General features: G+C 54.1%; 23 protein-coding genes. 9 read left to right on the top strand and 14 right to left on the bottom strand.

Annotated features, from left to right (window positions below):
• Positions 1-12 precede the first annotated feature (12 nt).
• Entirely contained in the window at positions 13-750 is a 738-nt protein-coding gene (locus JMJ16_RS25245) for a GDSL-type esterase/lipase family protein (protein WP_201385967.1), read from the bottom strand.
• 170 nt (positions 751-920) lie between these two features.
• On the bottom strand, positions 921-1490 hold the full coding sequence (locus JMJ16_RS25240; RefSeq protein ID WP_201382661.1) for a carbonic anhydrase: 570 nt from the start codon (positions 1488-1490) through the stop codon (positions 921-923).
• Between the two features lie 375 nt (positions 1491-1865).
• Between JMJ16_RS25240 and JMJ16_RS25235 the strand changes: the two genes are divergently transcribed.
• Both JMJ16_RS25235 and JMJ16_RS25230 read left to right on the top strand, forming a co-directional pair.
• The gene (locus JMJ16_RS25235) at positions 1866-2294 is read left to right on the top strand and encodes a response regulator (protein ID WP_007911995.1); all 429 of its coding nucleotides are present in this window, start codon (positions 1866-1868) and stop codon (positions 2292-2294) included.
• A 145-nt stretch (positions 2295-2439) separates the two neighbouring features.
• Positions 2440-3630, top strand: coding sequence for a HEAT repeat domain-containing protein (locus JMJ16_RS25230; protein ID WP_201385965.1), 1191 nt, complete (start codon positions 2440-2442; stop codon positions 3628-3630).
• Positions 3631-3705: 75 nt separating this feature from the next.
• On the opposite strand, the gene JMJ16_RS25225 is transcribed toward JMJ16_RS25230, so the two are convergent.
• Positions 3706-4431, bottom strand: coding sequence for a CoxG family protein (locus tag JMJ16_RS25225; RefSeq protein ID WP_201385964.1), 726 nt, complete (start codon positions 4429-4431; stop codon positions 3706-3708).
• Positions 4432-4907: 476 nt separating this feature from the next.
• Here JMJ16_RS25225 and rplI point away from each other — a divergent pair, with 476 nt between their 5' ends.
• A complete protein-coding gene (gene rplI / locus JMJ16_RS25220; RefSeq protein WP_201369666.1) occupies positions 4908-5363 on the top strand; it encodes a 50S ribosomal protein L9 in 456 nt (151 codons plus the stop codon).
• Positions 5364-5467: 104 nt separating this feature from the next.
• Here rplI and JMJ16_RS25215 read toward each other — a convergent pair whose 3' ends face one another.
• Positions 5468-7075 (bottom strand): NAD(P)H-hydrate dehydratase, encoded by a 1608-nt coding sequence (locus JMJ16_RS25215; RefSeq protein ID WP_201385963.1) that lies wholly within the window; start codon positions 7073-7075, stop codon positions 5468-5470.
• A gap of 578 nt (positions 7076-7653) precedes the next feature.
• Here JMJ16_RS25215 and JMJ16_RS25210 point away from each other — a divergent pair.
• The 3 genes from JMJ16_RS25210 (at position 7654) to pgsA (ending at position 10719) form a co-directional block, all read left to right on the top strand.
• The gene (locus JMJ16_RS25210; protein ID WP_201385962.1) at positions 7654-8274 is read left to right on the top strand and encodes a hypothetical protein; all 621 of its coding nucleotides are present in this window, start codon (positions 7654-7656) and stop codon (positions 8272-8274) included.
• 327 nt (positions 8275-8601) lie between these two features.
• Entirely contained in the window at positions 8602-9594 is a 993-nt protein-coding gene (locus JMJ16_RS25205; RefSeq protein WP_201385961.1) for a hypothetical protein, read from the top strand.
• 492 nt (positions 9595-10086) lie between these two features.
• Positions 10087-10719, top strand: a complete 633-nt coding sequence (pgsA, locus tag JMJ16_RS25200; protein WP_201385959.1) for a CDP-diacylglycerol--glycerol-3-phosphate 3-phosphatidyltransferase — start codon at positions 10087-10089, stop codon at positions 10717-10719.
• Positions 10720-10893: 174 nt separating this feature from the next.
• Here pgsA and plsY read toward each other — a convergent pair whose 3' ends face one another.
• Both plsY and JMJ16_RS25190 read right to left on the bottom strand, forming a co-directional pair.
• A complete protein-coding gene (plsY, locus tag JMJ16_RS25195) occupies positions 10894-11571 on the bottom strand; it encodes a glycerol-3-phosphate 1-O-acyltransferase PlsY (protein ID WP_201385958.1) in 678 nt (225 codons plus the stop codon).
• A gap of 149 nt (positions 11572-11720) precedes the next feature.
• Positions 11721-12593, bottom strand: a complete 873-nt coding sequence (locus JMJ16_RS25190) for a pantoate--beta-alanine ligase (RefSeq protein ID WP_201385957.1) — start codon at positions 12591-12593, stop codon at positions 11721-11723.
• 210 nt (positions 12594-12803) lie between these two features.
• Between JMJ16_RS25190 and JMJ16_RS25185 the strand changes: the two genes are divergently transcribed.
• Both JMJ16_RS25185 and greA read left to right on the top strand, forming a co-directional pair.
• Complete coding sequence (locus JMJ16_RS25185) at positions 12804-13508, top strand: DUF5679 domain-containing protein (protein WP_201386206.1); 705 nt, start codon at positions 12804-12806, stop codon at positions 13506-13508.
• A gap of 570 nt (positions 13509-14078) precedes the next feature.
• Positions 14079-14597, top strand: coding sequence for a transcription elongation factor GreA (greA, locus tag JMJ16_RS25180; RefSeq protein WP_201369659.1), 519 nt, complete (start codon positions 14079-14081; stop codon positions 14595-14597).
• Positions 14598-14678: 81 nt separating this feature from the next.
• Here the strand turns inward: greA and JMJ16_RS25175 are convergent, their stop codons facing one another.
• The 8 genes from JMJ16_RS25175 to JMJ16_RS25140 form a co-directional block, all read right to left on the bottom strand.
• Positions 14679-15782, bottom strand: a complete 1104-nt coding sequence (locus JMJ16_RS25175) for an aminopeptidase (RefSeq protein WP_201385955.1) — start codon at positions 15780-15782, stop codon at positions 14679-14681.
• Between the two features lie 44 nt (positions 15783-15826).
• On the bottom strand, positions 15827-16057 hold the full coding sequence (locus tag JMJ16_RS25170) for a hypothetical protein (RefSeq protein WP_201385954.1): 231 nt from the start codon (positions 16055-16057) through the stop codon (positions 15827-15829).
• A gap of 23 nt (positions 16058-16080) precedes the next feature.
• The gene (locus tag JMJ16_RS25165) at positions 16081-17172 is read right to left on the bottom strand and encodes an MFS transporter (RefSeq protein ID WP_201385953.1); all 1092 of its coding nucleotides are present in this window, start codon (positions 17170-17172) and stop codon (positions 16081-16083) included.
• A gap of 156 nt (positions 17173-17328) precedes the next feature.
• Complete coding sequence (locus JMJ16_RS25160) at positions 17329-18159, bottom strand: helix-turn-helix domain-containing protein (RefSeq protein ID WP_201385952.1); 831 nt, start codon at positions 18157-18159, stop codon at positions 17329-17331.
• 11 nt (positions 18160-18170) lie between these two features.
• Complete coding sequence (locus JMJ16_RS25155) at positions 18171-19625, bottom strand: magnesium transporter MgtE N-terminal domain-containing protein (RefSeq protein WP_201385951.1); 1455 nt, start codon at positions 19623-19625, stop codon at positions 18171-18173.
• Between the two features lie 66 nt (positions 19626-19691).
• Positions 19692-21356: a CTP synthase gene (locus tag JMJ16_RS25150; protein WP_201385950.1), complete on the bottom strand. Its 1665-nt coding sequence runs from the start codon at positions 21354-21356 to the stop codon at positions 19692-19694.
• 127 nt (positions 21357-21483) lie between these two features.
• Positions 21484-22119, bottom strand: coding sequence for an MBL fold metallo-hydrolase (locus JMJ16_RS25145; RefSeq protein WP_201385947.1), 636 nt, complete (start codon positions 22117-22119; stop codon positions 21484-21486).
• A gap of 387 nt (positions 22120-22506) precedes the next feature.
• Positions 22507-23493 (bottom strand): glycosyltransferase family 2 protein, encoded by a 987-nt coding sequence (locus JMJ16_RS25140; RefSeq protein ID WP_201385946.1) that lies wholly within the window; start codon positions 23491-23493, stop codon positions 22507-22509.
• Positions 23494-23862: 369 nt separating this feature from the next.
• Here JMJ16_RS25140 and secG point away from each other — a divergent pair, with 369 nt between their 5' ends.
• On the top strand, positions 23863-24102 hold the full coding sequence (gene secG / locus JMJ16_RS25135) for a preprotein translocase subunit SecG (RefSeq protein ID WP_007911954.1): 240 nt from the start codon (positions 23863-23865) through the stop codon (positions 24100-24102).
• Positions 24103-24137: the final 35 nt, after the last annotated feature.

Raw genomic sequence — 24137 nt, 5'->3', positions numbered from 1 at the left:
CCACCCGCTTTGCTATTGTTGAATGGCGGTCCAGAACTTGTTGGCCAGGACAGCATAGCCTGATGAGCTAGGATGAAAGCCATCGCCGCTCACAAATTCAGGATGAGCCGTTAGCTCGCTCTGTTCTGCGAAGAGATCCACGACGGGATCATGGTAGCGCGCAGCCTCATGCGTGATGCCAGCGTTCCAGCGCTTAATCTCCTGCAGGATGCTAGCCTTCTGCGCGGGTGTACGTCCTCCAAAGCTGGGGAGGAGCGTCAGGTCTGGTAAATTGGCCAGTACGATGCGAGCATGGGTACCTGTCTGGAGCTGATCCAAAAGCATATGTAGATCGTTCATGTAGCTCTCATAGGTCACACCATCTACAAAATCATTAGCGACCAGCCAGATGGTGATCAGCTCTGGCGAAGTCGAGAGGGCCAGGGGCAGCTCGTTCGCGAGCGCTTTATGCAGGGTGCTGCCGCTGACGCCGAGGTTGATGAAATGTGAACCACGTGGCAGGTGCTGTGCGATGCGTGGTGCATATCCCTGCGTCTCTGGATCGGTGCTGCCGACCCCTACGGCATCCGAGGCTCCAAGGGCCACATAGGTGAGGGCCTTACCGTTTAGCAACTGTTTCCCGTTCGCGGGCCGCGTTAGGGTAGGCTGCGCGCTTTGGTTGCTGCCACCATTACAGGCGCTACAGAAGAGGAGCAGAGCCAGCAGACAGACGCCCACTAACGCCCTGCCTGGTCGAATACGTTGTCTCATATGTCCTTGCCAATTGCAATAGGTATTCTTGAGTATTAAATAGCTCACTTCTCATATTGTAGCGTATTTAGACATCCATCTACCAGCGATATGCCCTCCACAGAGAAAAGGAGGAGTGGGATGGATGTGCGAACGATTCGCCCGCACATCCATCCCACTCCTCCTTACAATTATGCGCGTGTATCGCGGTCTACTACAGCGAGCTGGCCGCTCTGGATGTCGATAACCAGGCCATGGATCGGGATGCGGGGCAGGTAGGGACTCTGACGAATGACCTCGACGACCTCGTGGACATTCATATGAACATCATGAAAGGCACCAAGCCAGCGTAGAAGCCCGTTAAGATCGCCCAAATTTTCGCGCTGGATCAACTGTTGCGGGTCGACTCCCAGGGCCTGCATAGAGGCAGTGAGCGCAGCGGGATTCACGTGTGCGAGGCCGCATTCCGTATGGCCGACGACGAGCACTTCGCGTACCCCAAGGAGGTAGACACCACCTGCGAGGGAGCGAATAAGATCATTAGCACCCCCGGTCCGCTCTGGCTGCGAGATAGTGGCTCCCGCCGTACGTAGCTCCAGGACATCTCCCCGCTGAAGCCCAAGGGCCTGCTCAAACATTGTCACCAGGCGACAATCCATGCAGGTGACGACGGCTGTGCGCTTACGCGGTGTATGCCCAATCAACGCAGGCCGCTGGGCCTGTAGAAAGCGCTCGTTATTAGCCAGAATTTCCTCTAACATAAATGGCAATCCTTTCATAATTTCTCATGCACAACTTATTAGTTTGTATGGTGAACAGATTCACGCTTATTTCTGGGTTAGGGTGTGGTTGGTGCGTAGTGGCAACCTGCGGTTGCCACTACGCACCAACCACACCCTAACCCTGGCGAGCGCCTCAGGCGCGAGAGGTGATGCGAAAAAAGCACATAAAGCAAGGCTTCAAGAAGAGAGACGTTGATCAGGCTCTGGAATAAGAACGTTAACTCTTACAGAAAGCAATTACAGCTATTTCATATTTGTATAGAATTAGATAAAGTAATAAATGTTTACATGTTTTGTTGTATACTTATGCTCATATATAAATATTTTTCGTTTATTTTGGAAGGGAAACGTTGGATGAAGAAAAAAGTATTGATTGCGGAAGATATTCGTTCATTGCGTGTAGTGTGTAAGCATATTTTGCGCGGAAATGGATATAACGTCTTGGAGGCGCGGACGGGTGAAGATGCCTTCTGGCTTAGCCTCTATGAGCGGCCTGAACTCGTCATTACCAGTGGGACCTTGCGGCGGACCAACGGCATCCTGCTCACACGGGCGCTGGCTACCCACCGGGCGACGTCAAATATCCCCTTGCTCTTTGTGGTGGGTACGCCCTCTCAAGAGGAGCCGAGTTTTGTCGATCACCAATTACAAGATCCTCAAGACTCATTGAATATCTATACACCCCTGTATACGCCCCTGGACTCGAAGGACCTGTTAGTTTCGGTCGAAAGGTTCCTTGAGCTTACAGGGCAATGGGAGGGAGAACAACAGAAGCGGGCCTGATAGCCCTGTGGACTCCAGGCTGTGCGCGAACGCGCGTGTCTATCTGTACGAAACCCTCCAGGTATGCTATAGTGTCAAATATATGCCACTTATACGCTGACGACATAGAAGGTGGAATATTACGTCATTGAAAGATAACGTACCATTGGTAGAATCAGACAAACTGGAGCATGATAAGCCTGGCTATCTTGGTCCTACACCCCCAGTGGGACAGTTGCCTCCCAAGGGAGAACGGCTCTGGATTGAAAATTCTGAACAGCTTTTGCACGCGGTAGAACTACTTAAGCAATCACCTGTAGTGGCGATAGACGCGGAGTTTACACAGGTACGCTCTCTCTCTGCGGAGAGTAATAGCAGTACTGTTCCGCGCCTGGCGCTATTGCAACTGGCTATTGAGAAGCAGTGCTTTGTCGTAGATACTCTCCGCCTGAAAGATCTCTCACTGTTGAATACAGTGCTGAGCGATCCTAATGTCATAGTTTTGCTGCATGGAGCGGGGGCTGATCTGCGGGTCATGGCCGAGCGAGGCGTGTTCGTGGCGCACTACTATGACCTGGAAGCAACCAGTCGCTCAGTCTTTGGGCAGCATGAGTCTTCGCTGGCAGCGATGCTCTGGCGGGCCTTTCATATGCGGCTGGATAAGAGCTTGCAGCGAACAGATTGGACGCGGCGTCCCTTGCCACCAGCTATGGTGGCCTACGCGGCGCGTGATGCCGAGGTGACATTGGCCCTGTATTCCTGGCTGGACCAGCATTTTCATGCCGTTCTCCAGTTGCATGAATATCCTGGCCAGACGGAGCAGATGGCATCCTGGATCGAGCCTTTCCTGCGTGGGACCGCGCATACCTCGCCCGAGATGGCGGTAATGGAGGCCAGGGCCGAGGGAACCATTCGCAACAAGGCTCAGATCTATGCCGATTGTCGCTATGCCCTGGCAAATGTGATCCATCCTATTCGGCGCAACCGCCTGTTGCGCCTAGTCGCTGATCTCATGCTGACACGCATGGCGCCTGATATTCTGCCGCTGTTGCAGGCCTCGACCTCTGATGAGCGAGCTGGAAGCGCGCGTACACTGGGACGCCTGGGGATCAAGAGCGCGCTAGAGCCACTACGCCTTCTGCTGCAAGATCCAGTGCAAGACGTACGCAAAGCCGCAGCCAACGCCATTCGCAATCTGGATGAGCGCGATCCGCATCAGCAGCGAAACATGCCGACGCGCACAGCGGATGGTGCGCGCAGTTGGGTTATTGAGTCGAGTGAAAGCGAGCAGGCGAGCGCGAATGCTGGCGACGAGAACGACTGGAAGTCGCGCCTGCGCTCCATGATGGATGCCTAGTTTACATGAAAAAGGGGTGTGGTGGTGGACTGGCTCAGCCAGTCCACCACCACACCCCTTTTTCTATTACCCTACTTAGGCGCGGCGTGGAAGACGCGTGCCAAGCCAGACAAGAAATAGGAGCCCGGAGAGAATACTGGCCTGTCGAAGGCGTGCGGCCCAGAGCACCTCTTGCTCCGGATCGCCCTCGCCCAGGCGTAGCAGGCGCACAACTTTTAGCGAGACGGGAGAAGCAACCTCTCCATTGGAAGAAGATGCATGAGAAGAAAGAATGATGAGATCGTCCGTCTGTGGGTGAGTTGAGGCTGGCTGCTGCTCCTGGCGCTGGCGAAGTTGCTCGGCGAGTGCGATAAAAAACTGTTGTGTAAGCAACTTGGCCGCTCCACGTGTGACGAGCGGGGGAACGAGTTGGCCGAAGGTAATATTGCCTTTGTAGGCCAAAACGGTGTTCCCATGGCGCTCATTCAGATGAAGCGTCCCTTCGCCGCTGATGGCGTTGGTCGTTTCGGCCCCCTCCAGGGTAAAGTGGCAGTAGTAGGGAGCGTGCCGGTCGGTAATCCTGAGCTGTCCTGTATACGTTCCCGCGAGTGGCGCCTGCTGGATGCTGAGCGAGATAGCATAGGTCTCCTTCCCTCGCTCCTCAATCTGAGTCAATCCGGGAAGGGCGTGTCGCAGGACGGCTTTGTCTGTTAAGCACTGCCACACCTCTTCTGGTGATGCTTGCAGTGTGTACGTGCCCTCAATATTCATAAGCCCTGGGTGGCAAAAATCCGTCTGCCTGCTGGCGACGGGAGGAGCCACCCGCTCCTTTCCTTGTTCGTAGTTCTAGCCATCACTCTGTTCAATGAGGAACAGTAGCAATGACCGATGCCTTGTCCTACAAGGGGTGAGTGTGTGATAATGCCCTTTTCTCGCGCTTGATGAATGCGCTAGCTAGCATGTAGCTACTACTAAAGTTAATAATGACTGTGATTATTAACTATTATAGGGGAGATGCGAAGATGTCGCAACCGCACAGCCAGAGAGACCAGGGCTTCTCGCTCTCCTATGGTGCTTGCAGTTCTCTGCGCGAGCTTGTGGAATAAGGGGTATGTGTGCGTAAAAAACGGCAAAGCCGTTTTTTACGCACACATACCCCTTCCCCTTCGCGCCGTAGGCGCGAAGGCTCTACTCGTAATGCTTGCGTTCGTCTAGCACAGGGTGTATACTACTGCGGTATAAATGCGTGAGGAGGTAGTCGGGTCTTTGCCCCACCTCTGTAAGGAGCTTGAACAGCAATGAAAGTAATTCTTTTAAAAGATGTACAGGGTCTGGGAAAGGCCGGCGACCTGAAAGAGGTCGCGAACGGATATGCTCGCAACTATCTCTTGCCCCAGCAGGTAGCGGCTGCGGCGACTCCCAGCCTGCTCTCAAACCGTACACAGCGTATCGCCGCTGAGAAGCGCAAGCAGGAAAAGTTGGAAGAGACGAATCGCCAGCTTGCCGAGCGCCTGGGCCAGGTCTCGCTCACCTTTAAGGCGCGAGTTGGTACGCAGGGTCGCCTCTATGGCTCGATTACAAGCCAGGATATTGCCGCCGCGTTGCGCGATGCTGAGAAGCTGACCGTAGATCGCCGCACTATCGAGCTTGCCGAGCCTATTCGTGCCCTGGGCACTTTCCAGGTCCCCGTCAAAATTGCTCCTCAGCTGGAGCCTAAATTGACGGTGAGTGTCGTGGACGAGGCCGCCAAGTAACTACCAGGTAACCTACCAGGAACTGCAAAGTCCATGCTCCACGAGTAAGGAGAGAGCCCTGCCAGCCACCAGCTGGCGGGGCTCTCTCCTTACTCGTGGAGCGATTATTTCTCCTCGTAGCGCTCTGTGATATCACTTCCTGGACGATATGCGTTATGCTTGATGTCGCGCATGACCCGGGGCAGATGAGGGAGCAGGTCAGAGGCTAATAAACCCGCATTACCCAGTTCCGCGCTGACACGCTCGCCCGCGCAGCTGTGGATGTAGACCGCCAGGCTGGCAGCATCAAAGGGGTCGAGCCCCTGGGCCAGGAAGCCTGTGACGATTCCCGCCAGGACATCACCGGTGCCAGCGGTCGCCAGGGCGGCGTTCGCCTTCCAGTTCAGGCGTACCCTGCCATCGGGATGGGCGATGATCGTGCAGGCCCCTTTCAGCACAAGCGTTACCTGCCACTCCTGAGCCTTCTCCCTCGCCAGCGCCAGGCGATCAATCGAGCCACCTGAGACCTTTTGCCCTTTGCAGAGGCGGCTCATTTCACCGGGATGGGGCGTGATGACTGTGCCTTCAGGGAGGAAGGTCCACCAGTGCTCCAGGGCTGAAAGGTTGTTGAGTCCATCAGCGTCGATCACGAGGTGGGGACGCTTCTCCGTCGGTTCTGAGCGCAAGTACTCCAGGACTTGCAGAATTGTCTCGCGGGTCTCAGGCGATTGTCCCAGGCCTGGACCCATAAGCAGGGCGCGATAACCTGGCAGGTGGTCGCTTAGAGCCTGGGCGCGCTCGTGCGTCTTGCCGCGATTCAGTTCGCTGGTGGGACCCTCGGGCAGGATGGCAAAGGTGGCTTCATGGAGAGAACTGGCATAGATGGGCAGGATTTTCTCAGTCACGGCCAGAGTAATCAAACCAGCGCCCACACGCCCGGAGGCACTACCAGCCAGGTAGGCGGAGCCTGGATAGGCTGCTGAGCCACAGAAGAGCATGACCTTGCCAAAGGTGCCCTTATTGCTATTAAGGGGCCTATGAGGAAGGTAGGAGTGGCAGAAACCCTGATTAAGCATCTCCGTCTGGAGGTGGCTCTCTAAGTCAGTAGGGAGCCCAATAGAGCCCACATGCAGCTCACCGATATATTCACGGGCCGGGAAGAAGAAGAAGCCCTGTTTAGGACAGGCGAGCGTGATAGTCATATCGGCCTTGAGCGTTCCAGGATCGACCTCGCCGGTATCGGCATTGATCCCTGTGGGCAGGTCGATGGCGACAATTCGCAGTTCTGGGCGTTGCTCTCCTTCACGTTTTACGCGCTCAAGCAAGGCGCGCATATCATCGCTCAAGGGACGAGAGGTACCTGTGCCCAGCAAAGCATCAACCACATAATCCGCGCTCTGGAGCACAGATTCTAGCTCTTCGCTGGTATGATGTTCATCGATATCCTGCCCCCGCACGGTTAATTTATGTTGCTTCCAGGCGTAATGGCTGACCAACGCGCCTGCTTTGATCAGGTGTTCAGCCATGACCATACCATCACCACCATTATTGCCGGGTCCGATCAGGAAGAGAACTTCGAGGTCGTTGATTGAATGGTGCGGAAGGAGTTGCGCCATGAAGATGTCTGCGGCGCTATTGCCTGCATGCTGCATAAGGATAGGGGATGTCAGACCGTGCTGGCGTTCTGCCTGAGCTTCCAGTTCTCTCATCTCCTCGATGGTAACGATATGCATGACGGCCCTCCAAGCCTTCGAAATGTGTGAATGTGTAGATTGCTCTGTCTGCTATATACAATATTTATTGTAATGGGTCTGCTTCAATCCTGGAGCATCCCTGCATTGCTGCCCCCGCTTTCTTTGCCGCGCACCGGCGCTAAGCAGTGGCGTCTATGTATATTTAAGCATATTTGGCACGCTAAATGTGCCGTTCCACCCACACCCCCTTACATATCATTCACAAGCCCTGGGTCTGGCACTTTTACTCGTTTCCTTTAGAGGCAAATGTTGATATAATAATTGTTACACAAATTTGGCTCCTGGCCTGAAGGACCAGGGAAAGTATTAATTGCTTTGGGAGGTTCCTTGTAGTGCAATGTAATCGTTGTGGGGCTACATTGTCCCCAGGCGTGCCAACCTGTCCTTATTGTGCCAATCCAACACCTTATAACGTAGGCTCTTCTCCTCAGAACGCCTACACACCACCATTACCGTCAAACTCATATGGACAGCCGCCGTACGCTCCACCTCCGCAGGTTCCATATGGGCAACCGCCGTACGCTCCGCCTCCACAGGTTCCATACGGACAGCCAATCATGGCACCAGTCGTGGCGCAGCCGCGGAAACAATCAGGATGCGCCATCGCGGCAATTATCGTACTCGTCGTGCTGCTCGTTCTCACATGTGGCATTAGTGGAATCTATATTGCTGTCCAGAATAACAAAACGGCAACTATGAATCAGGACGCCACGGCGACAGCAGATAATGTCACAGCCACAGCATACTCAGTGCAACTCACACCTACGCCATATTCACCCTATACTGAAAGCGAATCGCCTTCGGGGGCTACCTTCTCTGAGGCTGCGCAGCAGGTGATTCCTACCGCGCAACTGGCAAATGAGGTTGATAGTCAGTACCGACCAGTCACGCTGCAATCGAAGTTCCAGAGCAGCCAGACGATCTACCTGTCCTACAAATGGGCACAAGGAAGCACTGGCTATGTCCAAACCCGCTGGTATGTCAATGGCGAAATGAAAGATAAAGCCATGTCCAAGTATATCAATCAATATGCCGATGGTTATGGATATTTCTCGGATAGTTTTTCTACCTATGACATCACTTTTCAAGGAACTGTAGAAGTTTTCTGGTGCCAGGATGCTGGCTGCACGCATGGCGGACTCGCGTGGGCGCGCCCATTTAGCGTGACCACCAGCTAGCCAGGATAAAATGCTTTCCATAACCGATATCTGGTAATGCCCGATGTCGGTTATTTTTGTGCCTTTTTATGGGGTGGTAAAGACTCTTGAAATGGCCTGCCAGGAGGGGTGATAGGTTTTCTATATCAAGATAAATTTGACACCTTGTTGGATATATTATTCTGGTTTTAGCTGGATATATATGGATAGGATTGGCTTGGTGTGACAAAGGGCGTAGGCTTGTGGAGCCTGTTGAGTAGAGCATGTTGGATTATCTATTTGATAACTGCTATACTGGCGCATATGAAACTTGCTTTAAAGATTACTCCACAACGGAGCACACAATACATGCACCTGGCGGACACCCTGGCCCTGCCAGAATTGCTGGTCAGCCCCCTACGGACTGAGATGGTCGCGGCGCAGCGCATAGAGCTGGCTGGACAGGGGTATGTTCTGGTCGAGCTGAACGCCGGGACGACGCTGACACCCTGGCACCTGGATATACTAGGGCGCCTGGGGGCTACAAGCGAGATCTATGAATATTTTGAGCGTGTTGGGGATGTGGAGGGGCCATTGCTGCGCCCACTTGCCTCACCCTACACGCCTTTTGTTCCTCACGAAATCGCGGAGGCGCGGCGTTACAGAGGCAAGACTAACGAACTCTTTACCCAGGTTTTGCTCAATGTAGCCGTCTTCTCTGGCGCGTATGCGATGCAGAGCACTGAGCGCCTGCGTATACTTGATCCCCTGGCGGGTGGAGGCACCACCCTCTTTCTCGCCCTGGCCGCGGGCTATGACGCCTTTGGCATCGAGTTACAGCGGCAGGATGTCGAGACCACCGCGGGCTATGTACGCCAGTACCTGACCGGCGAGGGGATTCCCTTTAAGGAGACGGATGAGCGGGGGCGTAAGGCGGGACGGCGCTACCAGTTCGAGATTGGTCGCAAGGGGCAGAAGATTACCAGAGCCAATGCAGATAGTACGCGGGCATTTGTGCTCGCGCATGGGGACGCGGGAGACGCACTCGCGCACATGCGTGAGATTCCAGGCGGACCCCGTATGCATGCCATTGTAGGCGATCTGCCATATGGCATCCAGCACTTTGGTGAACTCTCCGATCTCTTGCAGAGGGCGCTCCCCACCTGGGAGCAGATGCTGCTTCCGGGTGGAACACTTGCCCTGGCCTGGAACGCAACGCGTATTGAACGTACTGAAATGGTTGAGCTTGTAAGCCGTACGACGGGTCTGCATGTCCTGGACGAACCGCCCTATACGCAACTGGTGCATGCCGTCGATCGTGTGATTAAGCGACGCGATATCCTGGTTGCCGTCGCAGACTAGGTGTGCGCTACTGACGTACGCGCCTACGCTCTCCGGATCTAACCATTATCTCCTATCTGGGAAGAGCCTTCGAGCCAGCGTCGTTCACGGTAAGATGTGTAGTGGCTAGCTGGCGAGAAGGCACCAGCGTGGCTCAAGGGTAAGGGGATGTGGGCTTGTTCTCAAGCAACAATCGCGTGGTCGTCATTCCCTTCGCACCAGCATGGCTCAAGGGTAAGGGGATGTGGGTGGAAAACGGCTTTGCCGTTTTCCACCCACATCCCCTTACCCCTCGGCTCGCTACGCGAGCCGAGGTAAGAACTGGAAAGTCCTGCCAGAAGCTCTGGCAAAGATGCGTAGCATGGACAAAGTAGCTTATAATGAGGGGAGAATCTCACATTTTTTAATCTTCCCATTATAAAAGCTTAATGTTTCGAAGCTTAATGTTTCCTATAGCAGAGCTGTTCCAGGGAAACGAGCATAAATTGAAGAAGCTAGTTATTGAGGTGCTTAATGCGTAATGTCCCGAATATCCTGAGTATCAGTCGCCTGATCTCAACGGTTATTGTGTTTATATTGGTTCTGGTCGATCAACCGTGGGCGTATCTGGTCGCGACCGTGCTGTTTGCGCTTTCGGCAGTGACTGATTATTTGGATGGTTACCTGGCCCGGCGCTATAATCTGGTCTCGCCGCTGGGCGTGTTTCTGGATTTGACTGCCGATAAAGTCTTTGTCGTGTCCATTCTTATCGCGATGATAGAAGTGCACCTGGTCTCTTCCTGGATCGTATTTATCATCGTGACGCGCGAGTTTATGGTATCTGGTTTACGTTCGGTCGCGGCCGCGCGGGGCAAGGTGATTCCCGCGGGCAAATGGGGCAAACAAAAGACCTTTATTACCCTGATCGCTATCGGAGTCGTCCTGCTCGCGAAGGGACTGGGGGCGCATCTGTTGTCGCTCTTTCCCTGGCAGGTGGCCTTCAACAGTCAGACCCTGGTCTTCAATGAACTCCTGCTCTTTATTGGAGATATCTTCCTGATTGTTGCCACCATCTGGACCATCTTCTCTGGGATTGAATATACTGTTGGCGCGATACCCATCTTCCGCGAGGAGATTAAAGAAGAGAAGCAGAACAGCACCATCTAGCCTTTATTCCCCTGGCAGTTCTTCTCAGTTCGCAAGCTCACCTTTAGGTAAGAAGTGGTGGCGTGATGTGTGGGCATTCGCCCACACATCACGCCACCACTTCTTAACCACCACGATATGCAAACGCGGCTCCCGTCCCATGATAGGTAGGCGCGTGCTTTAGCAGCGCAACCCCTAGTTTGCGTTTGGCGTCGTATCGACTTTCTGGCCCAGCTTGCGCTCAGTGCCAGAGAGCAGGCGTTTGATATTGTCGGCATGGAAGATGAGGACCAGGGCGGGGGAAATAATCAGGAAGAGCAATTGCTGGATCGTCACGTGAGCGAAGATGTGAGGGTTGCCCTGACTGATCAGGAAAAAGGTGATGCCGCAAATAATGGTGCAGGCTGAACCTAGAACTGAACCAAGCGAGACATAACGTGAGAGAATGATCGTCCCCACGGTGACAATCAGGCATATGAGAAAGATGGTGGGAGAGATGACCAGAAGCGCGCCGCCACCGGTCAGCACACCGCGACCCCCCTTAAAACCAATGAATACGGGATAACAATGGCCGAGCAGGGCCAGGATGCCCGCGATGGGTGGTCCCCAGCCACCGGCATTGAGGGCTGGGACCAGGAGAGCGAGCAGGGTGGGGCCAATGCCTTTAGACAGGTCTACCAGGAAAACGATGGCTGCTGGCCCGTTGCCAAGCGTGCGTTGAACGTTGGTTGCGCCGATTTTCTTGCTGCCATGATCGCGAATGTCAAAATCTTTCCCGCGTAAGATTTTTCCCATCCAGTAACCGGTAGGAATTGAACCCCATAAGTAGGCAATAAGTGCGCTCAGGATCACTGAAATAATAATACCAGGCATGAGAGCCTCCTCAAAATAAATAGCAGGTATTATGATATGTAATACGCGTGCTTTCGCAGCGTTGTCTGGTGGATCACCTCCTCCGCCCGAACCCCCGACTCATTATAGTTGGAATGCGCCGAAATTACCAGATCACCCATGAAGAGCGACTACAGACGCCAGCTCCCATCGCGCATCCACTGAATATTGTCGTTTACAAGATTTTTTTCGACACGTGCCTTGAGCGCCAGGAGTGTACCAGGAATAACTTTGTCGCGTGCCTGTAAGGTCTCTGGATCACCTATAAGCAGGTGGAGGAGCGTGATATGCTCATTACCAGCAATGTATGTGTGCACGAGCTGTGTGAGGGTAGGGGCATCGTCCACTCCCTGCTCAATGCTGTTTTTACAGAGGAGGAGGCAGTTGTGGAGCAGCGTAGCTGCCTCACGCTCCTGGGGACTGAGGAGCAGCGTGTGACTGCTCATGGCTAGCCCATTTTGTTCACGTACCGTTGGAGTGAGACGTAAACTTACATCAATGTGCAGATCATGTATAATTTTATGTATAATTGCGGCCTGGATGGCATCTTTTTGTCCTAGAAAGGCAATATCGGGACGTACAATAAGCAGGAGTTGACCCAGGGCCGTGGCGAACTCATTGAGAGCATTGTCCGTACAATGCGCTGGCACGAGTGCCTCCTGGATAGAGCCGCCAAGGCGAATATAGGTCGCATATGCTGCTGGAAAGAGATCTTCCCAGCGGGGGGTGAACACTACGTCGACATCGCTTGCTGTGAGCAAACGCAGGCTCTCTTCCAGACCGTGGGTGCTCATGGTCGTGTCACTGCTGGCATCAAAGGAGAGTGGAGTTCGTAAAAGACACACGACAGTGATTTCGCAGTGCTCACGCGCGGTCACCAGGAGCGCTTGATGCCCGGCGTGCATGCTCAGTTCATTTGTGATGGGGATGAAGCCAACACTTCCTCGTGTGAGCCAGCCGCGAGCGGTTTCGATCATCTCGTCGATTTCTTCTATAATACGCATAACCGTTTCCTGCGAAAGAGTAGATACTGCCTATTAGGAAACCTGAGCGCGCGGCCGCTGTGCCCCCGAATGGGGGAAGCGCTAGACACGCCCGTGGCGTTGGGTTTCGGAATAAGATCAAAGTATATTCCGTAGTGTGCTAAACGTATCGTGGGGTGGCAGGTAACGTTGCCACTACAATGTACCGCGTTGTCCTAAGGAGGTTTTGCTATGAGTCAGATAGGTGTTGTGTTACGCAGAAGTATGCGCCTGCTGCTCCTGGTGCTCGCAAGTAGTGCTGCTTTTATTCTGGTCTATATTTTGCGAAAGAATGTGTTCAAGTCAGCGCCAGCGAGCGAAGAGAATGAAACGATTACCCTGCCTCCCATCTCACTCGCCACGCCGTCCGCGTTTGTGCCTGCCGCAAGCAGCGAAGCGGCTTTGGAGAAGGTCGCTGTGCAATCTAATCCTGCTGTTGACTCTCCCCTGACTTTAAGTGAGGAGCCTGTCCCGCCGCTGGCGCGTTCCATCCAGACGCCAAAGATGGTAACGGATGAAGATGTAGAACTAGCCACGCTCGACCCGGCAGTCTCCGGGCAAACCGAGACCATTGCGGCCTCAACTCCGAATGATTCATTGCCTGCTGACACCTCTGATATAATTGCTCAAACGACTTCGGAGGAGAGCGTTCAGCCTGTGTCCGCGCCTGAGCGCCAGGATGAGGGGATATCAGGCCTACAGGAGCCAGAGCGTGTGACAGAAAGCGAGCAAGAGCCACAAGCAAGCGCTGAGACGGCTGTGGCTTACTGTGTGAAGTGTCGGACCAGGCGTGAGATGCAGGCGCCCGAGCGTTCAGTCACGAAAAATGGGCGGAGCGCCCTGGTGGGACATTGCCCTGTCTGTGGTACTAAATTATTCCGTTTTATTACGGGCTAAATTTGACCTTGTATGTTTTACAAACGTGAGGCCTACTCTCCCAGCAGGCGGAGAATAAGGGAGGCATGAAGCTCTAGATGAGGAATGAGTACAAGCGTTTAGACATGGCCCATGTATACACAAGATGAAATATACAAGATCGCGCCAGAATAGTGAAAATTTGTCCAGAAATTACTTGACGTAGTGAAAATGACAACGTATAATCTCCCTCATGTGTTTGGACACCTGTGTTTCTGCCGATCATGAAACACAGTGAAGCATCGCCTCGAAAAATAAAGGAAAAATGGCAGTGGCAACAGGACGTTGCAAAGCTAAAAAGCGCAACGCTGCCTGGCTGTCTCCACGTTCATCCTCTTTTACCAGCGAAGACAAAATGGTAGCCGGGGGTGGAGAAAAGGGTACTACCTCTCGATAATAATGTAGAGAGGTCATGGATGGCGCGTGATGGTTGTGCGAGGGTCATGATGCAAAAGAGATATGAATAACATTTTTCACAGCAGATCTTTGAGGCGGGTATCTGGAATAAACCGGCTAGTTGGTTGAATTCGCGATACCAGGAGGGATTTTACAATGAGTATTGGTGGACAGAGTGAAACGAATTCAGAGCGTAAGGTAGTTCGTCTGACCCCGCAGGGCTATGCCAAGAATAAAGAACGTCTGGACTACTTGCGCAACGTAAAACGCAGGGAGGCTGCCGACTACGTTCATGAGGCTAAAGAGGCCGGTGATATTAGTGAGAGCAGCGCGTATGAAGATGCCAAGAATGAGCAAGCCAAGGTTGAGGGCGAGATCATCGAGCTTGAGCACCTGCTTGCAGTCGCCGAAGTGATTACGCCTGAGTCACTTGACCGACACGATGGAACGGTACGCATCGGCATGAAGGTTGAGCTTGAGAGTGAGAGCGGCGCCAAGCGTGTGTTCAAGATCGTAGAGACCTACGAAGCGGATCCAAAGTCTGGCCTTATCTCAGATCAATCTCCTGTTGGCAAGGCCTTGATGGGACATAAAGAGGGTGACGAGGTCACCGTGACGACCCCTGGAGGTGTTACCGCCTACACAATCCTCTCGATTACCACAATGTATGAATAGCGCCTGCGGCGCTTACTGAGCAGGGGTGTGTTATGCCGGGCTGGCGAAGCCAGCCCGGCATAACACACCCCTAGTCTATTTTTAGAAGACGAACTGGCCATCTTTGGAGAAGAGTTCGCCGTCAACACGAATCTCGCTGCCGCTGCGCAGGTCACAGACCATATCCCAGTGCAGAGCGGAGGTGTTCTGGCCTCCGGCTTCGGGGAAGCCGTTGCCCAGCGCCAGGTGAACGGTACCACCCATCTTCTCGTCGAAGAGGATATTCTTGATGCAGCGATCCACGTCGCGATTGTTGCCGAAGGCGAACTCGCCCAGGCGGCGCGCCCCATCGTCCAGGCCAAGCATCTGGTCCAGGTAATCCTGCCCCTGAGCGGCAGTAGCCTCAACTACGACGCCGTTCTCGAAGCGCAGGCGGACATCCTCGACCGAGCGACCATTGAACGCCGCCGGGAAGCTATAGCGGATATAGCCATTGGCCGAGGCTTCGACCGGACTGGTGAAGAATTCGCCACCGGGGAAGTTCTTCTTGCCATCGTCGTTGATGAAGCTGCGGCCCTCGATGGAGAGCGTGAGGTCGGTATCCTGCCCCTGGATATGAATGGTGCGCTTGCCTTTGAGCCACTCGACGTAGCGCTCTTGCTGGCGCGAGAGCTCTTGCCAGCTTGCCACTGGATCTTCATCGTTGAGCTTGCAGGCCTTGTAGACAAACTCTTCAAAGTCGCTCAGCGACATATTGGCATCCTGGGCATAAGCGCTGGTCGGGAACATACAGATGTTCCAGCGCAGTGAGCCTTCGGCCGAGCGCTGCATGTAGGTCTTGGTCAGCCCGCGGCTGGCTTTCTGGGCGTAGGCCAGGCGTGCGGGATCGACCCCGCTCATGCCCCTGGTATTCTCATCGCTCAAGATATTGATCCAGGTCTCGTATTCCTCGATGATGTGGCGCATGCTGGGCGCGATATAGTCGAGCTGCTTGTCTGAACCCTCTTTTAGTACAATCTCCCTGATGCCAGGCAAACTGACAAAGGTCTCAACAAAGGCGCCAGAGCGAACAGCCTCTCGCGCAATCTCGCGTACCAGGGGGGCCGCGAGCGGCGAAGATTGGATCGCCAGGCGATCTCCCTCTTTGATGGTTGTCGAGTGGTGAACGAGCACCTTTGCCATGCGCTGTAAACGAATATCACTCATAAGTTCTCTCCTTTTAAAAAATCCTTTGTATAGTATATGCCAATTTATGGATGTAAATCACCTGCGTTTTCGGCGACCATAGCCGTCTCTGGCTGGCCTTCATGAGCAGGTAACAGAAAGAAGCTCAGTATGCCTGCCAGGACGATCAGGCCACCGCACAGGCCAAAGAGTATGTCGACGCGTACTAATTGCCCCAGAAAGCTTGCCAGGGTCGCAGAGAGCAGGCTAAAGCCAAACATGGAAGTATCAAGAACTGACTGAACACGGCCCATCATTTTTCCTGGTGTGACGCCCATAATCAAAGGCCCAAAGCCAATGTTGAGTCCGGCCTGGGGATACAGATCAGGAAATTCAAGATCACAGCGGCCAGAAAAATAGTCTGGAACGAATAGACAATCAGCCCTATGCCAAGGAGCATGACGCCCCAGGATACCATCGCCTTCGGCGTAATCCTCTTACCTAAGAGACCGCAAACGACGGCTCCCACCAGGACACCCACGCCGCCAGCGGCCATTAAGGTGCCGTAGAGTGAGGTTGGTGAATGTAGGCGTTGCGCGACAAAGACGATATCCAGCGAGTTGAGTGCGCCCGCCCCGAGCATCGCTAGCAGTGACACAAGGATCAGAACGAGCAGCGTCCGGGTCTTACGCACGAAGGTGAGACCCTCCTGAAACTCGCGCAAGACCAGTTGTAATCCCTGCTGCGAATTGGCCTCCTGGGCCTGATAAGCATAGGGGTGGAGCTGTTCGCGCGGGACGCGCATCAAGCTCACGCAGAGGGCTGAGACACCAAAGGAAAGGGCGTTGATTGTTAGAGCTATTGTTGGGCCGAATAGAGAATAGAGCGGGGTGGCGATGGCTGGCCCCAGAATGAAAGAGATCGCCATCAAGGTCTGGCTTACGGAGGCGGCCTGTCCCCGTTGCTCTTCTGGTACAATGGCCTGGAGTAGGGCTGCCTTGGCGGGCATAAAGAAGCGTGAGAAGGCTCCCAGCACAAAGACGCTCACATAGATGGTAGGGAGCCGCAGGGCGCCCGCAACCAGGAGCGGAATCAGGGTCAGCGCGGCGCGTGCGATATCTGCTGTAAGCATTGTCGTGCGCCGGTTCCAGCGATCTACAAAGACACCCGCAAATGGCCCCAGGAGAAAGATGGGAGCGTATTCCGCTACCCAGATGCTACCTACAGCACCTGCCTGGTGGGTGAGCTCGTAGATCCAGACCAGGAGGGTTGTCGTAAAAAAGAAGTCTCCAACATTAGAGATGCCCTGAGCACATGCCAGTAAGACAAAATTGCGATTGTGGGCAAGCCCTCGCCTGGGAATTGGCGCACCAGTTCTGGCGCTTTCAGCCAGTGTGCCCGTTGCAACCGGGCCTGAACTCTCGATTTGCATATGAATTTCTCCTGCGCATTCCCTGCTAGGGGAAGAAGCCATTTATGGTTGCATCCGGCACGCTGTAGGGTCCAAGCTGGCTTGAACTCACACGCTCACTAGTCGGCAATGAACTCCAGCGAGAAGAGTCCATGCCAGCATGGACCCTACAAAGCCTTATGACTCGCGAATATTCATCAGGTATGTATGCACGTCTGGCGCAGCCTGTAGGCGTCCAACGAGACTGAATTTTTCGATGGTTGCCTGAACGAGTTCAAGCGGGGCATCGCTGGCAATGACACAAAGCCCCACGATACTTAGATGCAGGTGTTTATTCTGTTGCAGCGCCTGCTCTAACTCATGTCTGTTGATGTGGCGAACTCCGACCGAGACCTCCTGTTCAGGTTGCTGTGGTTGTACATCGGCTATGAGTGCTGCTGGCATTGCTAGTTCCTTCTGGTGTTCAGGATAGCCAAAGAGCACATGCATGAATTCTTGCTCGCCTTCAATCCCACGCGGTTTTTCGTATGTTTCATAGAGCTCGTCGATACGCTTCAAAAGCTGGCGCATCTCATCAGTCGTCATATAGAGATGAGCCAGCACAAAGGCTAGCTTTGCTCCTGGCTCCTGTGTGCTTTGCATAGAGTGCTGAAAGGCAGCAAGGTAGCTATCACGAGCCTGGTTTAAAAGCTGACCGAGACCCTCGACCGCCTCATCCTGTTGCACCGAAGAGAAAAGCCCCTTGGGGACATTGATATTGCGCGCGACGGCCTGGTAGTACTTTTCCAGGATGCCGCCTTTTTCGCGAGTCTCAACCAGCTTGAGCAATTGCACCTTCTCCAACTCTCGCACATGGTAATGAACCTTGGCTGGAGCCATGCCCAGCAACTCAGCCAGTTGCGTGGCGGTCAGAGGCTTCTCTTTTAAATTGTCCAGAATGCGTACGCGTAGCAGGTCGCTGATGGCACGCAACTGTTCCAGGCTTGTGATCTCGTAAGCATCAAGCATTCTTGGTTATGCTACTCCTTTTTATCGATCAAAAATTTTTGATCGTGTAAGAATAATAAATTATGTGCTCGGACTTTGTCAAGCCCATTAAGCAGGGAGGTATCGCCGAAAAAGGGCCCCAGCGAAACGCTAGGGCCCCTTTTTCGGCGATACAATCTAATACATGCGTTTAGGCTTGCGTCTGCGCTCGGGGGGAGCAGGATGTCCAGGGCGTCATCGACGGTAACGATGCCTTGTAAGGCGCGTTGGGCATTGACAACCGGGACGGCAAGCAGGTTATACTTGGCGATCTTCTCGGCTACCTCGTGTGCGCTGGTCTCCGGGACGACGGAGATCAGGTCGACCTCCATGAGCTGGTGTAACTGCTGGGTTGGCTCGGCAATGAGTAGCTCCCAGAGCGAAACAACACCTACCAGGGGACTCTCCTCGTCTTCTTCGTTCTCGACGCAGTAGACGTAGGCCGTGCGCAAGTCATGCTCGCGCGCGTTGGTACGCACCGCCTCCAGGGCCTCTTGTACCGTACGTGTCTGGGTGAGCGCGAGAAAATCAGTGGTCATCAGGCCGCCTGCACTATCATCGGCATACTCAAGCAGTTCCTGTACCTCTTCTGATTCTTCGGGTGTCATACGGTGGAGGAGTTCCTGCGCCTGCTCCTCGGGCAGACGTGCGATGAGGTCAGCGGCCTCGTCTGGCCCCATGGTTTGCAGGATATCGGCGGCTCGCTCTGGCTCAATATTTTCCAGGATATGGCTTTGCCGCTCGGTATCTATCTCCTCCATGGTGGCCGCAGCCGTTTCATCGTCGAGTCCCTCGATGATGCGTGCTCCCTGGCCAGGTGTAAGCTGGTGGACTATTTCGGCGATATCCGCCGGGTGCATTTCGGCCAGGTGACCTGAGAGGATGCGCTGAACGTGCGGCGCCTCTTCTTCTTCCAGGCCTTCCTTCTCGTCCTGGGCGCCTGGACGTGGTTGTCTGATGAGCTCGATCTGTTGCCAGGGAAGGGGAACGGAGGGGTAGTCACGGCCTTTCGAGCCAAGGAGCCAGGAAGGGGCTAAGCGGCGAACAAGCCCGAAGGCGCTATTGTCGATTCCGAGGATGCGCCAGCTCTCATCTAAGCAGACGTCATTGACACGAACTGCCTTCTTGCGTTTAATGTCGATAACCTGCTTATCGAGCACTTCCTGGGCAAGGGATATCTCATCTGGCTCTTCAACGAGCTCACGCGAGGCACGCGTTAACTGCTGGAGAGGAGTGTTCAGGCGCAGTGCCCCCTCGAACCAGCTAACGTCACGAAGAGGAACGCGCCAGTGCTGTTCCTCTTCGCTATCGATAAGCAGTGTGCTGGGATAGGCAGACTCGTCGCTGCCCACCAGCTTTGCTGGCAGTAACACATCAACAATACGGCCTATCCGCGTATCTTGCGCGTTCTCGACCGGTGTGCCAAGTAACTGGCTTAAGTACAACATAGTCTGTGTATTTTGTCTCCCTTTTGGTGCAAGGGGGGCATCTGGCACGCCGGGCAAGCCCAACCGTTAGCGGTTGGTTGCCAGCGTATCTTTTTCTTCCTGTGTGCCCTCTTGCGATTGTTGTTGCTGCGCTATTGTAACACTGGCGCCTACGAAATCGCGGAAGAGAGGATGTGGCCGTGTGGGTCGGCTCTTAAACTCTGGATGGAACTGGGAGGCGACGAACCAGGGATGATCCTTAACCTCAATAATTTCAACCAGGCTATTATCGGCTGAGCGACCACTGACGACGAGCCCGTGTGCCTCCATGCGTTTGCGATACTCGCTATTGAACTCATAGCGATGGCGATGGCGCTCGAAGACGATAGGTTCATTATAGGCGGCGTAGGCCTTCGTATCCCTGGTGAGACAGCAGACCCAGTTGCCCAGGCGCATCGTACCACCCTTATCCGCCACCTGGCGCTGGGTAAGCATCAGGTCGATGACAGGGTTGGGTGTCTGGGGATCGAACTCGGAGCTATTGGCCTCTTTAAGTCCAAGCACATTGCGTGCGAACTCGACGACTGCGACCTGCATACCCAGGCAGAGACCCAGGTAGGGGATATTGTTACGTCGCGCGAAGCTGGCGGCCTTGATCTTGCCTTCGATGCCGCGATGGCCGAAGCCACCAGGAACGACGATACCAGAGAGGCCCTCCAGGACCTCGGCCTCATTCATCTTCTCAAGCGCCTCGGAGTTAATCCACTTGATGCGCACGTCGACATCATGGAACCAGCCAGCATGGTGCAGCGATTCCGCCACCGACATATAGGCGTCATGCAACTCGACATATTTGCCGACGAGGCCGATGGTAACCTCCGGGCGTGGACTCTTGATCTTTGCCACGAGCTGCTTCCACTCGTCCCATTTGGGAGCTGGGGCTTGTTGGGGCAGACCCAGTTCCTGCACCAGGTACTCACCAAGACCAGCCTCTTCGAGAACTAGGGGAACTTCATAGATGGTATCTGCGGTAAGCAGAGGAATGACCGCGCGCGCCTCAATGTTACAGAAGAGCGCGATCTTCTCGCGTAGCTCGTCGCTGACCTCGTGGTCGGAGCGGCAGAGGATGACATCGGGCTGAATGCCAACACGCAGCAGCTCTTTGACGCTATGCTGTGTGGGCTTGGTTTTCAGCTCTTTCGAGGCACCCAGGTAAGGGAGCAGCGTCACGTGCAGATAGAGCACATCGCGACGACCGACATCCTTACGCATCTGGCGAATGGCCTCCAGGAAGGGCTCGCCCTCGATATCGCCGACTGTACCGCCGACCTCAACAATGACAACATCGGCATCAGAATGGCGCGCAACCGCGTGCATCCTGGCTTTGATCTCATTTGTGATATGGGGGATAACCTGAATCGTGCCGCCGAGATATTCTCCGCGTCGCTCTTTGGCGATAACAGAGGCATAGACCTGCCCGGTCGTGATGTTATTGGCCTGGTATACGGGCTCATCGGTAAAGCGCTCGTAGTGTCCCAGGTCCAGGTCTGTCTCGGCACCGTCATCGGTGACGAAGACCTCGCCATGTTGATATGGTGACATCGTACCAGGATCAACGTTGATATAGGGGTCCAGCTTCATGAGCGAGACAGAGACTCCGCGATTCTTAAGAAGACGGCCCAGAGAGGCAACGCTGATGCCCTTACCTACCGATGAAGCCACCCCACCTGTAACAAAGATAAATTTTGACATGCAAAAAACCTCCTCAAGCCGGAGCCTTTCCGTTTATGCAAATGAAACGATTACGTTGCAGCCTGCAACTTGCTGACGCAAGATAATAGACAAACTAAGATTGTGCGAAGCTAAGATTCTGTTAAAATTATGATCGTGGCGTGAGCAGCACGATCTGGGTTTCTACAGGAAGGGTGCCTGGTGTAACAACTAACTTTGGTTGTGGCGCCGGTGGCTCAACGCCCATCTCGCGGCAGAATTTATTGAGGGCGCCAGCGCTTTCTTCTAAGGCAGCGTTGTAGTGCATCGGAATGACGATGCGGGGTTCTACTTGACTGATGACTTCCGCTGCCTGCGTTGCATGAATAGTGCTTTGTCCGCCAATGGGAATCAATAAGATATCAGCATCGGCGACTTCCTCGAGTTGCTCTTCTTGCAGGGTATGTCCCAGGTCGCCCAGGTGGCAGATTACCAGGTCATCCATGTGGATTACGTAGATGGTGTTGCGCCCGCGCTCCTGCCCCCGTTTATTATCATGATAGGAGGCAATGCCCGTAATCAGCACATCGCTCACCTCATATTCACCAGGACTGCGCACAACACGAGGATTACCACCGATGGCGGCGCTATTGTTATGTCCGGGATGGTCATGACTGATGGTGACGATGGGGGCACTGATCTTACCCAGCGAGGAGCCTTGCTGAGGAGTGAACGGGTCTGTTACGAGTGTAACTTGCTTGCCACGAAGTTGGAAGCAAGCGTGACCGAGCCAGGTTATTTCCATAAGCTTTTGCTTTTTCGCTTTTCTACATAAGATCGGGCGGGGACCAAATGTCCTCGCCCGGATTGTATTGTACCATATGGATAGGTCACCTACAAGGGCATAGCCTGTTTTGCCAACAGGCCTGAGTGACATGGCGTGATGTATTAGTTTTCATCATCGACAACAGCTCTACGCTCTTTAATGGAGCAATTACCAAATTGTAGGGTCCAAGCTGGCTTGGACTCCGAGCGAAGCGATTCAGCAACCACACGAGGTGGCTTCCCATGCCGGTAGGGCGGGTCCCTACCGGCATGGGAAGCCCCTTGCTTTCCTCCCGCAGAGCAAGGGGCTTTTGCTTCACTTGACGCTAATGGGACGCGCTAGCCTCCCGATTCATCGTGGAGGTCCCTACCATATGGGGGGAGGCAGGTCTATGTCCAGGTCTTTGGTGGAGTGTACGGCCTGCCAGATATGATGTTCCCGGTGGTAGAGATAATCCAGGTAGCCTTGTAGGCGCGCATAGCTCTCAAGCACGACCGCGCCTAATGTCCAGAGAGCCTTGCGTGGCGTACTAAGCGCATACCTGTGTGTGGCAAGCAACTGGCGTATGATAGGGAGCGCGCGCATAGTTGAGGCTTCGTAGCGTTGCTGCTCTTTGACCTGCAAATGGCCGGCATAGATCCGGCGTCGCTGGCGGAGAAAGTCTTTAATCGTGAGTGGACCTTTGTTGTAGACTACACAGTATGGCTCGTAGTAGAGTTGATAGCCAAGCTGCGAGATCAGGGCCTGGAGCGAGATCTCATCGACGGCGCTCCTGATAGGGATGCCTGCGACTACATTCCGAAAGGCTACGACCTCTCCTAATTTGGGTGCCTGCTCCGCCAGGCGATCGTGCAGGTGCCAGAGCAAATGGACGACATGCCCCATAAATGTGTGTGGATTATTGACCGGTATCGGTCTGCCCCCAACCATGCCGATATGTGTATCTAGCAACGGTGCGCAGAGGTGCTCCAGTGCTTCGGGAGCAGGAATGGTATCGCCTCCCAGTAAGACGACGACCTCGCTTTCGACGTGCGCAAGGAATAAGTTGATCGCTGAGGCCTTTCCCTCGCGCTGTTCTTGGATATAGAGCTTCACTCGTGGCTCACGCGCGGCAAAGTCGTGCACTATGGGAATCGTACGATCTGTGCAGCCGCTCGCGACGATGATGATTTCGTGGATATCGAGCGTGATGCTCTGTTGTGCGAGCACAGCCTGGAGTGTGCGAGCGATATTCGCCTCTTCATTGTAGACCATAATGCCGACGCTACAGCTCAGGCGCTGAGGCTGCCGGGCGCTGTTTGTCTGATAGCGTTCAGATCTGTGTAGATGTGCTTCCGCGATAGGTATCGCCATAACCCATAGTCCTCCTTCCACTTATCGGAAGAGCGAGCACAGCTCTCCGACTTCCCCCCTCTGTTACTGAGGCCAGTATACTGCACATTGCATGCTAACAAAGCTTTTTATAGTACCCCTGGCGCTATTTATGAACAACATGTAATTGTATGGTTCTATATGCAAAGTCTATGGGCACGGCTGATGGGCCATCTGCCCGTCAGCCGTGCCCATAGACTTTGCATACATCTCGACTGAAGGTTGGAAGTATGGTATAATCACCTCCACCGGGGACGTTTCGGCCTTCTCGGTTGCTTTAATCTTCAATCGTACCTGTGTTGGTAAAAAGCGCCTGTTTTGAGCCAGCCCATACGAAAGAGAGGAATACTCTTGTTACAGCAGTGGCTTCCTGCGATTCGCATTGTTCAGATCATCCTCTGCTTTGCCGTGATCGTCTTCATCCTTTTGCAGGCACGTGGTGCTGGTCTGGGCAGCGCCTTTGGTGGCAGCAGCGCTGGCTCAGTCTTTAAGACGCGCCGTGGAGTAGAGCGCCTGATCTTCAATCTCACGATTATTTTCGTGGTGTTGTTCGCGCTAATTTCCATTCTCAGTGCTGCCCTTATTCGGTAACGCCTTTACCCACATGTATAGGATGCGCCAGCAGA

This window comes from Ktedonobacter sp. SOSP1-52 (assembly GCF_016587395.1).
Note: the sequence above shows the minus strand (reverse complement) of the source record. Positions and strands in the feature narration are given on the sequence as shown.

Coding starts and splice junctions, on each gene's coding strand:
- JMJ16_RS25245 (WP_201385967.1), bottom strand. CDS start 750: ATGAGACAACGTATTCGACCAGGCAGGGCGTTAGTGGGCGTCTGTCTG.
- JMJ16_RS25240 (WP_201382661.1), bottom strand. CDS start 1,490: ATGTTAGAGGAAATTCTGGCTAATAACGAGCGCTTTCTACAGGCCCAG.
- JMJ16_RS25235 (WP_007911995.1), top strand. CDS start 1,866: ATGAAGAAAAAAGTATTGATTGCGGAAGATATTCGTTCATTGCGTGTA.
- rplI (WP_201369666.1), top strand. CDS start 4,908: ATGAAAGTAATTCTTTTAAAAGATGTACAGGGTCTGGGAAAGGCCGGC.
- JMJ16_RS25215 (WP_201385963.1), bottom strand. CDS start 7,075: ATGCATATCGTTACCATCGAGGAGATGAGAGAACTGGAAGCTCAGGCA.
- JMJ16_RS25210 (WP_201385962.1), top strand. CDS start 7,654: ATGGCACCAGTCGTGGCGCAGCCGCGGAAACAATCAGGATGCGCCATC.
- JMJ16_RS25205 (WP_201385961.1), top strand. CDS start 8,602: ATGCACCTGGCGGACACCCTGGCCCTGCCAGAATTGCTGGTCAGCCCC.
- pgsA (WP_201385959.1), top strand. CDS start 10,087: ATGCGTAATGTCCCGAATATCCTGAGTATCAGTCGCCTGATCTCAACG.
- plsY (WP_201385958.1), bottom strand. CDS start 11,571: ATGCCTGGTATTATTATTTCAGTGATCCTGAGCGCACTTATTGCCTAC.
- JMJ16_RS25190 (WP_201385957.1), bottom strand. CDS start 12,593: ATGCGTATTATAGAAGAAATCGACGAGATGATCGAAACCGCTCGCGGC.
- JMJ16_RS25185 (WP_201386206.1), top strand. CDS start 12,804: ATGAGTCAGATAGGTGTTGTGTTACGCAGAAGTATGCGCCTGCTGCTC.
- greA (WP_201369659.1), top strand. CDS start 14,079: ATGAGTATTGGTGGACAGAGTGAAACGAATTCAGAGCGTAAGGTAGTT.
- JMJ16_RS25175 (WP_201385955.1), bottom strand. CDS start 15,782: ATGAGTGATATTCGTTTACAGCGCATGGCAAAGGTGCTCGTTCACCAC.
- JMJ16_RS25170 (WP_201385954.1), bottom strand. CDS start 16,057: ATGATGGGCCGTGTTCAGTCAGTTCTTGATACTTCCATGTTTGGCTTT.
- JMJ16_RS25165 (WP_201385953.1), bottom strand. CDS start 17,172: ATGCAAATCGAGAGTTCAGGCCCGGTTGCAACGGGCACACTGGCTGAA.
- JMJ16_RS25160 (WP_201385952.1), bottom strand. CDS start 18,159: ATGCTTGATGCTTACGAGATCACAAGCCTGGAACAGTTGCGTGCCATC.
- JMJ16_RS25155 (WP_201385951.1), bottom strand. CDS start 19,625: ATGTTGTACTTAAGCCAGTTACTTGGCACACCGGTCGAGAACGCGCAA.
- JMJ16_RS25150 (WP_201385950.1), bottom strand. CDS start 21,356: ATGTCAAAATTTATCTTTGTTACAGGTGGGGTGGCTTCATCGGTAGGT.
- JMJ16_RS25145 (WP_201385947.1), bottom strand. CDS start 22,119: ATGGAAATAACCTGGCTCGGTCACGCTTGCTTCCAACTTCGTGGCAAG.
- JMJ16_RS25140 (WP_201385946.1), bottom strand. CDS start 23,493: ATGGCGATACCTATCGCGGAAGCACATCTACACAGATCTGAACGCTAT.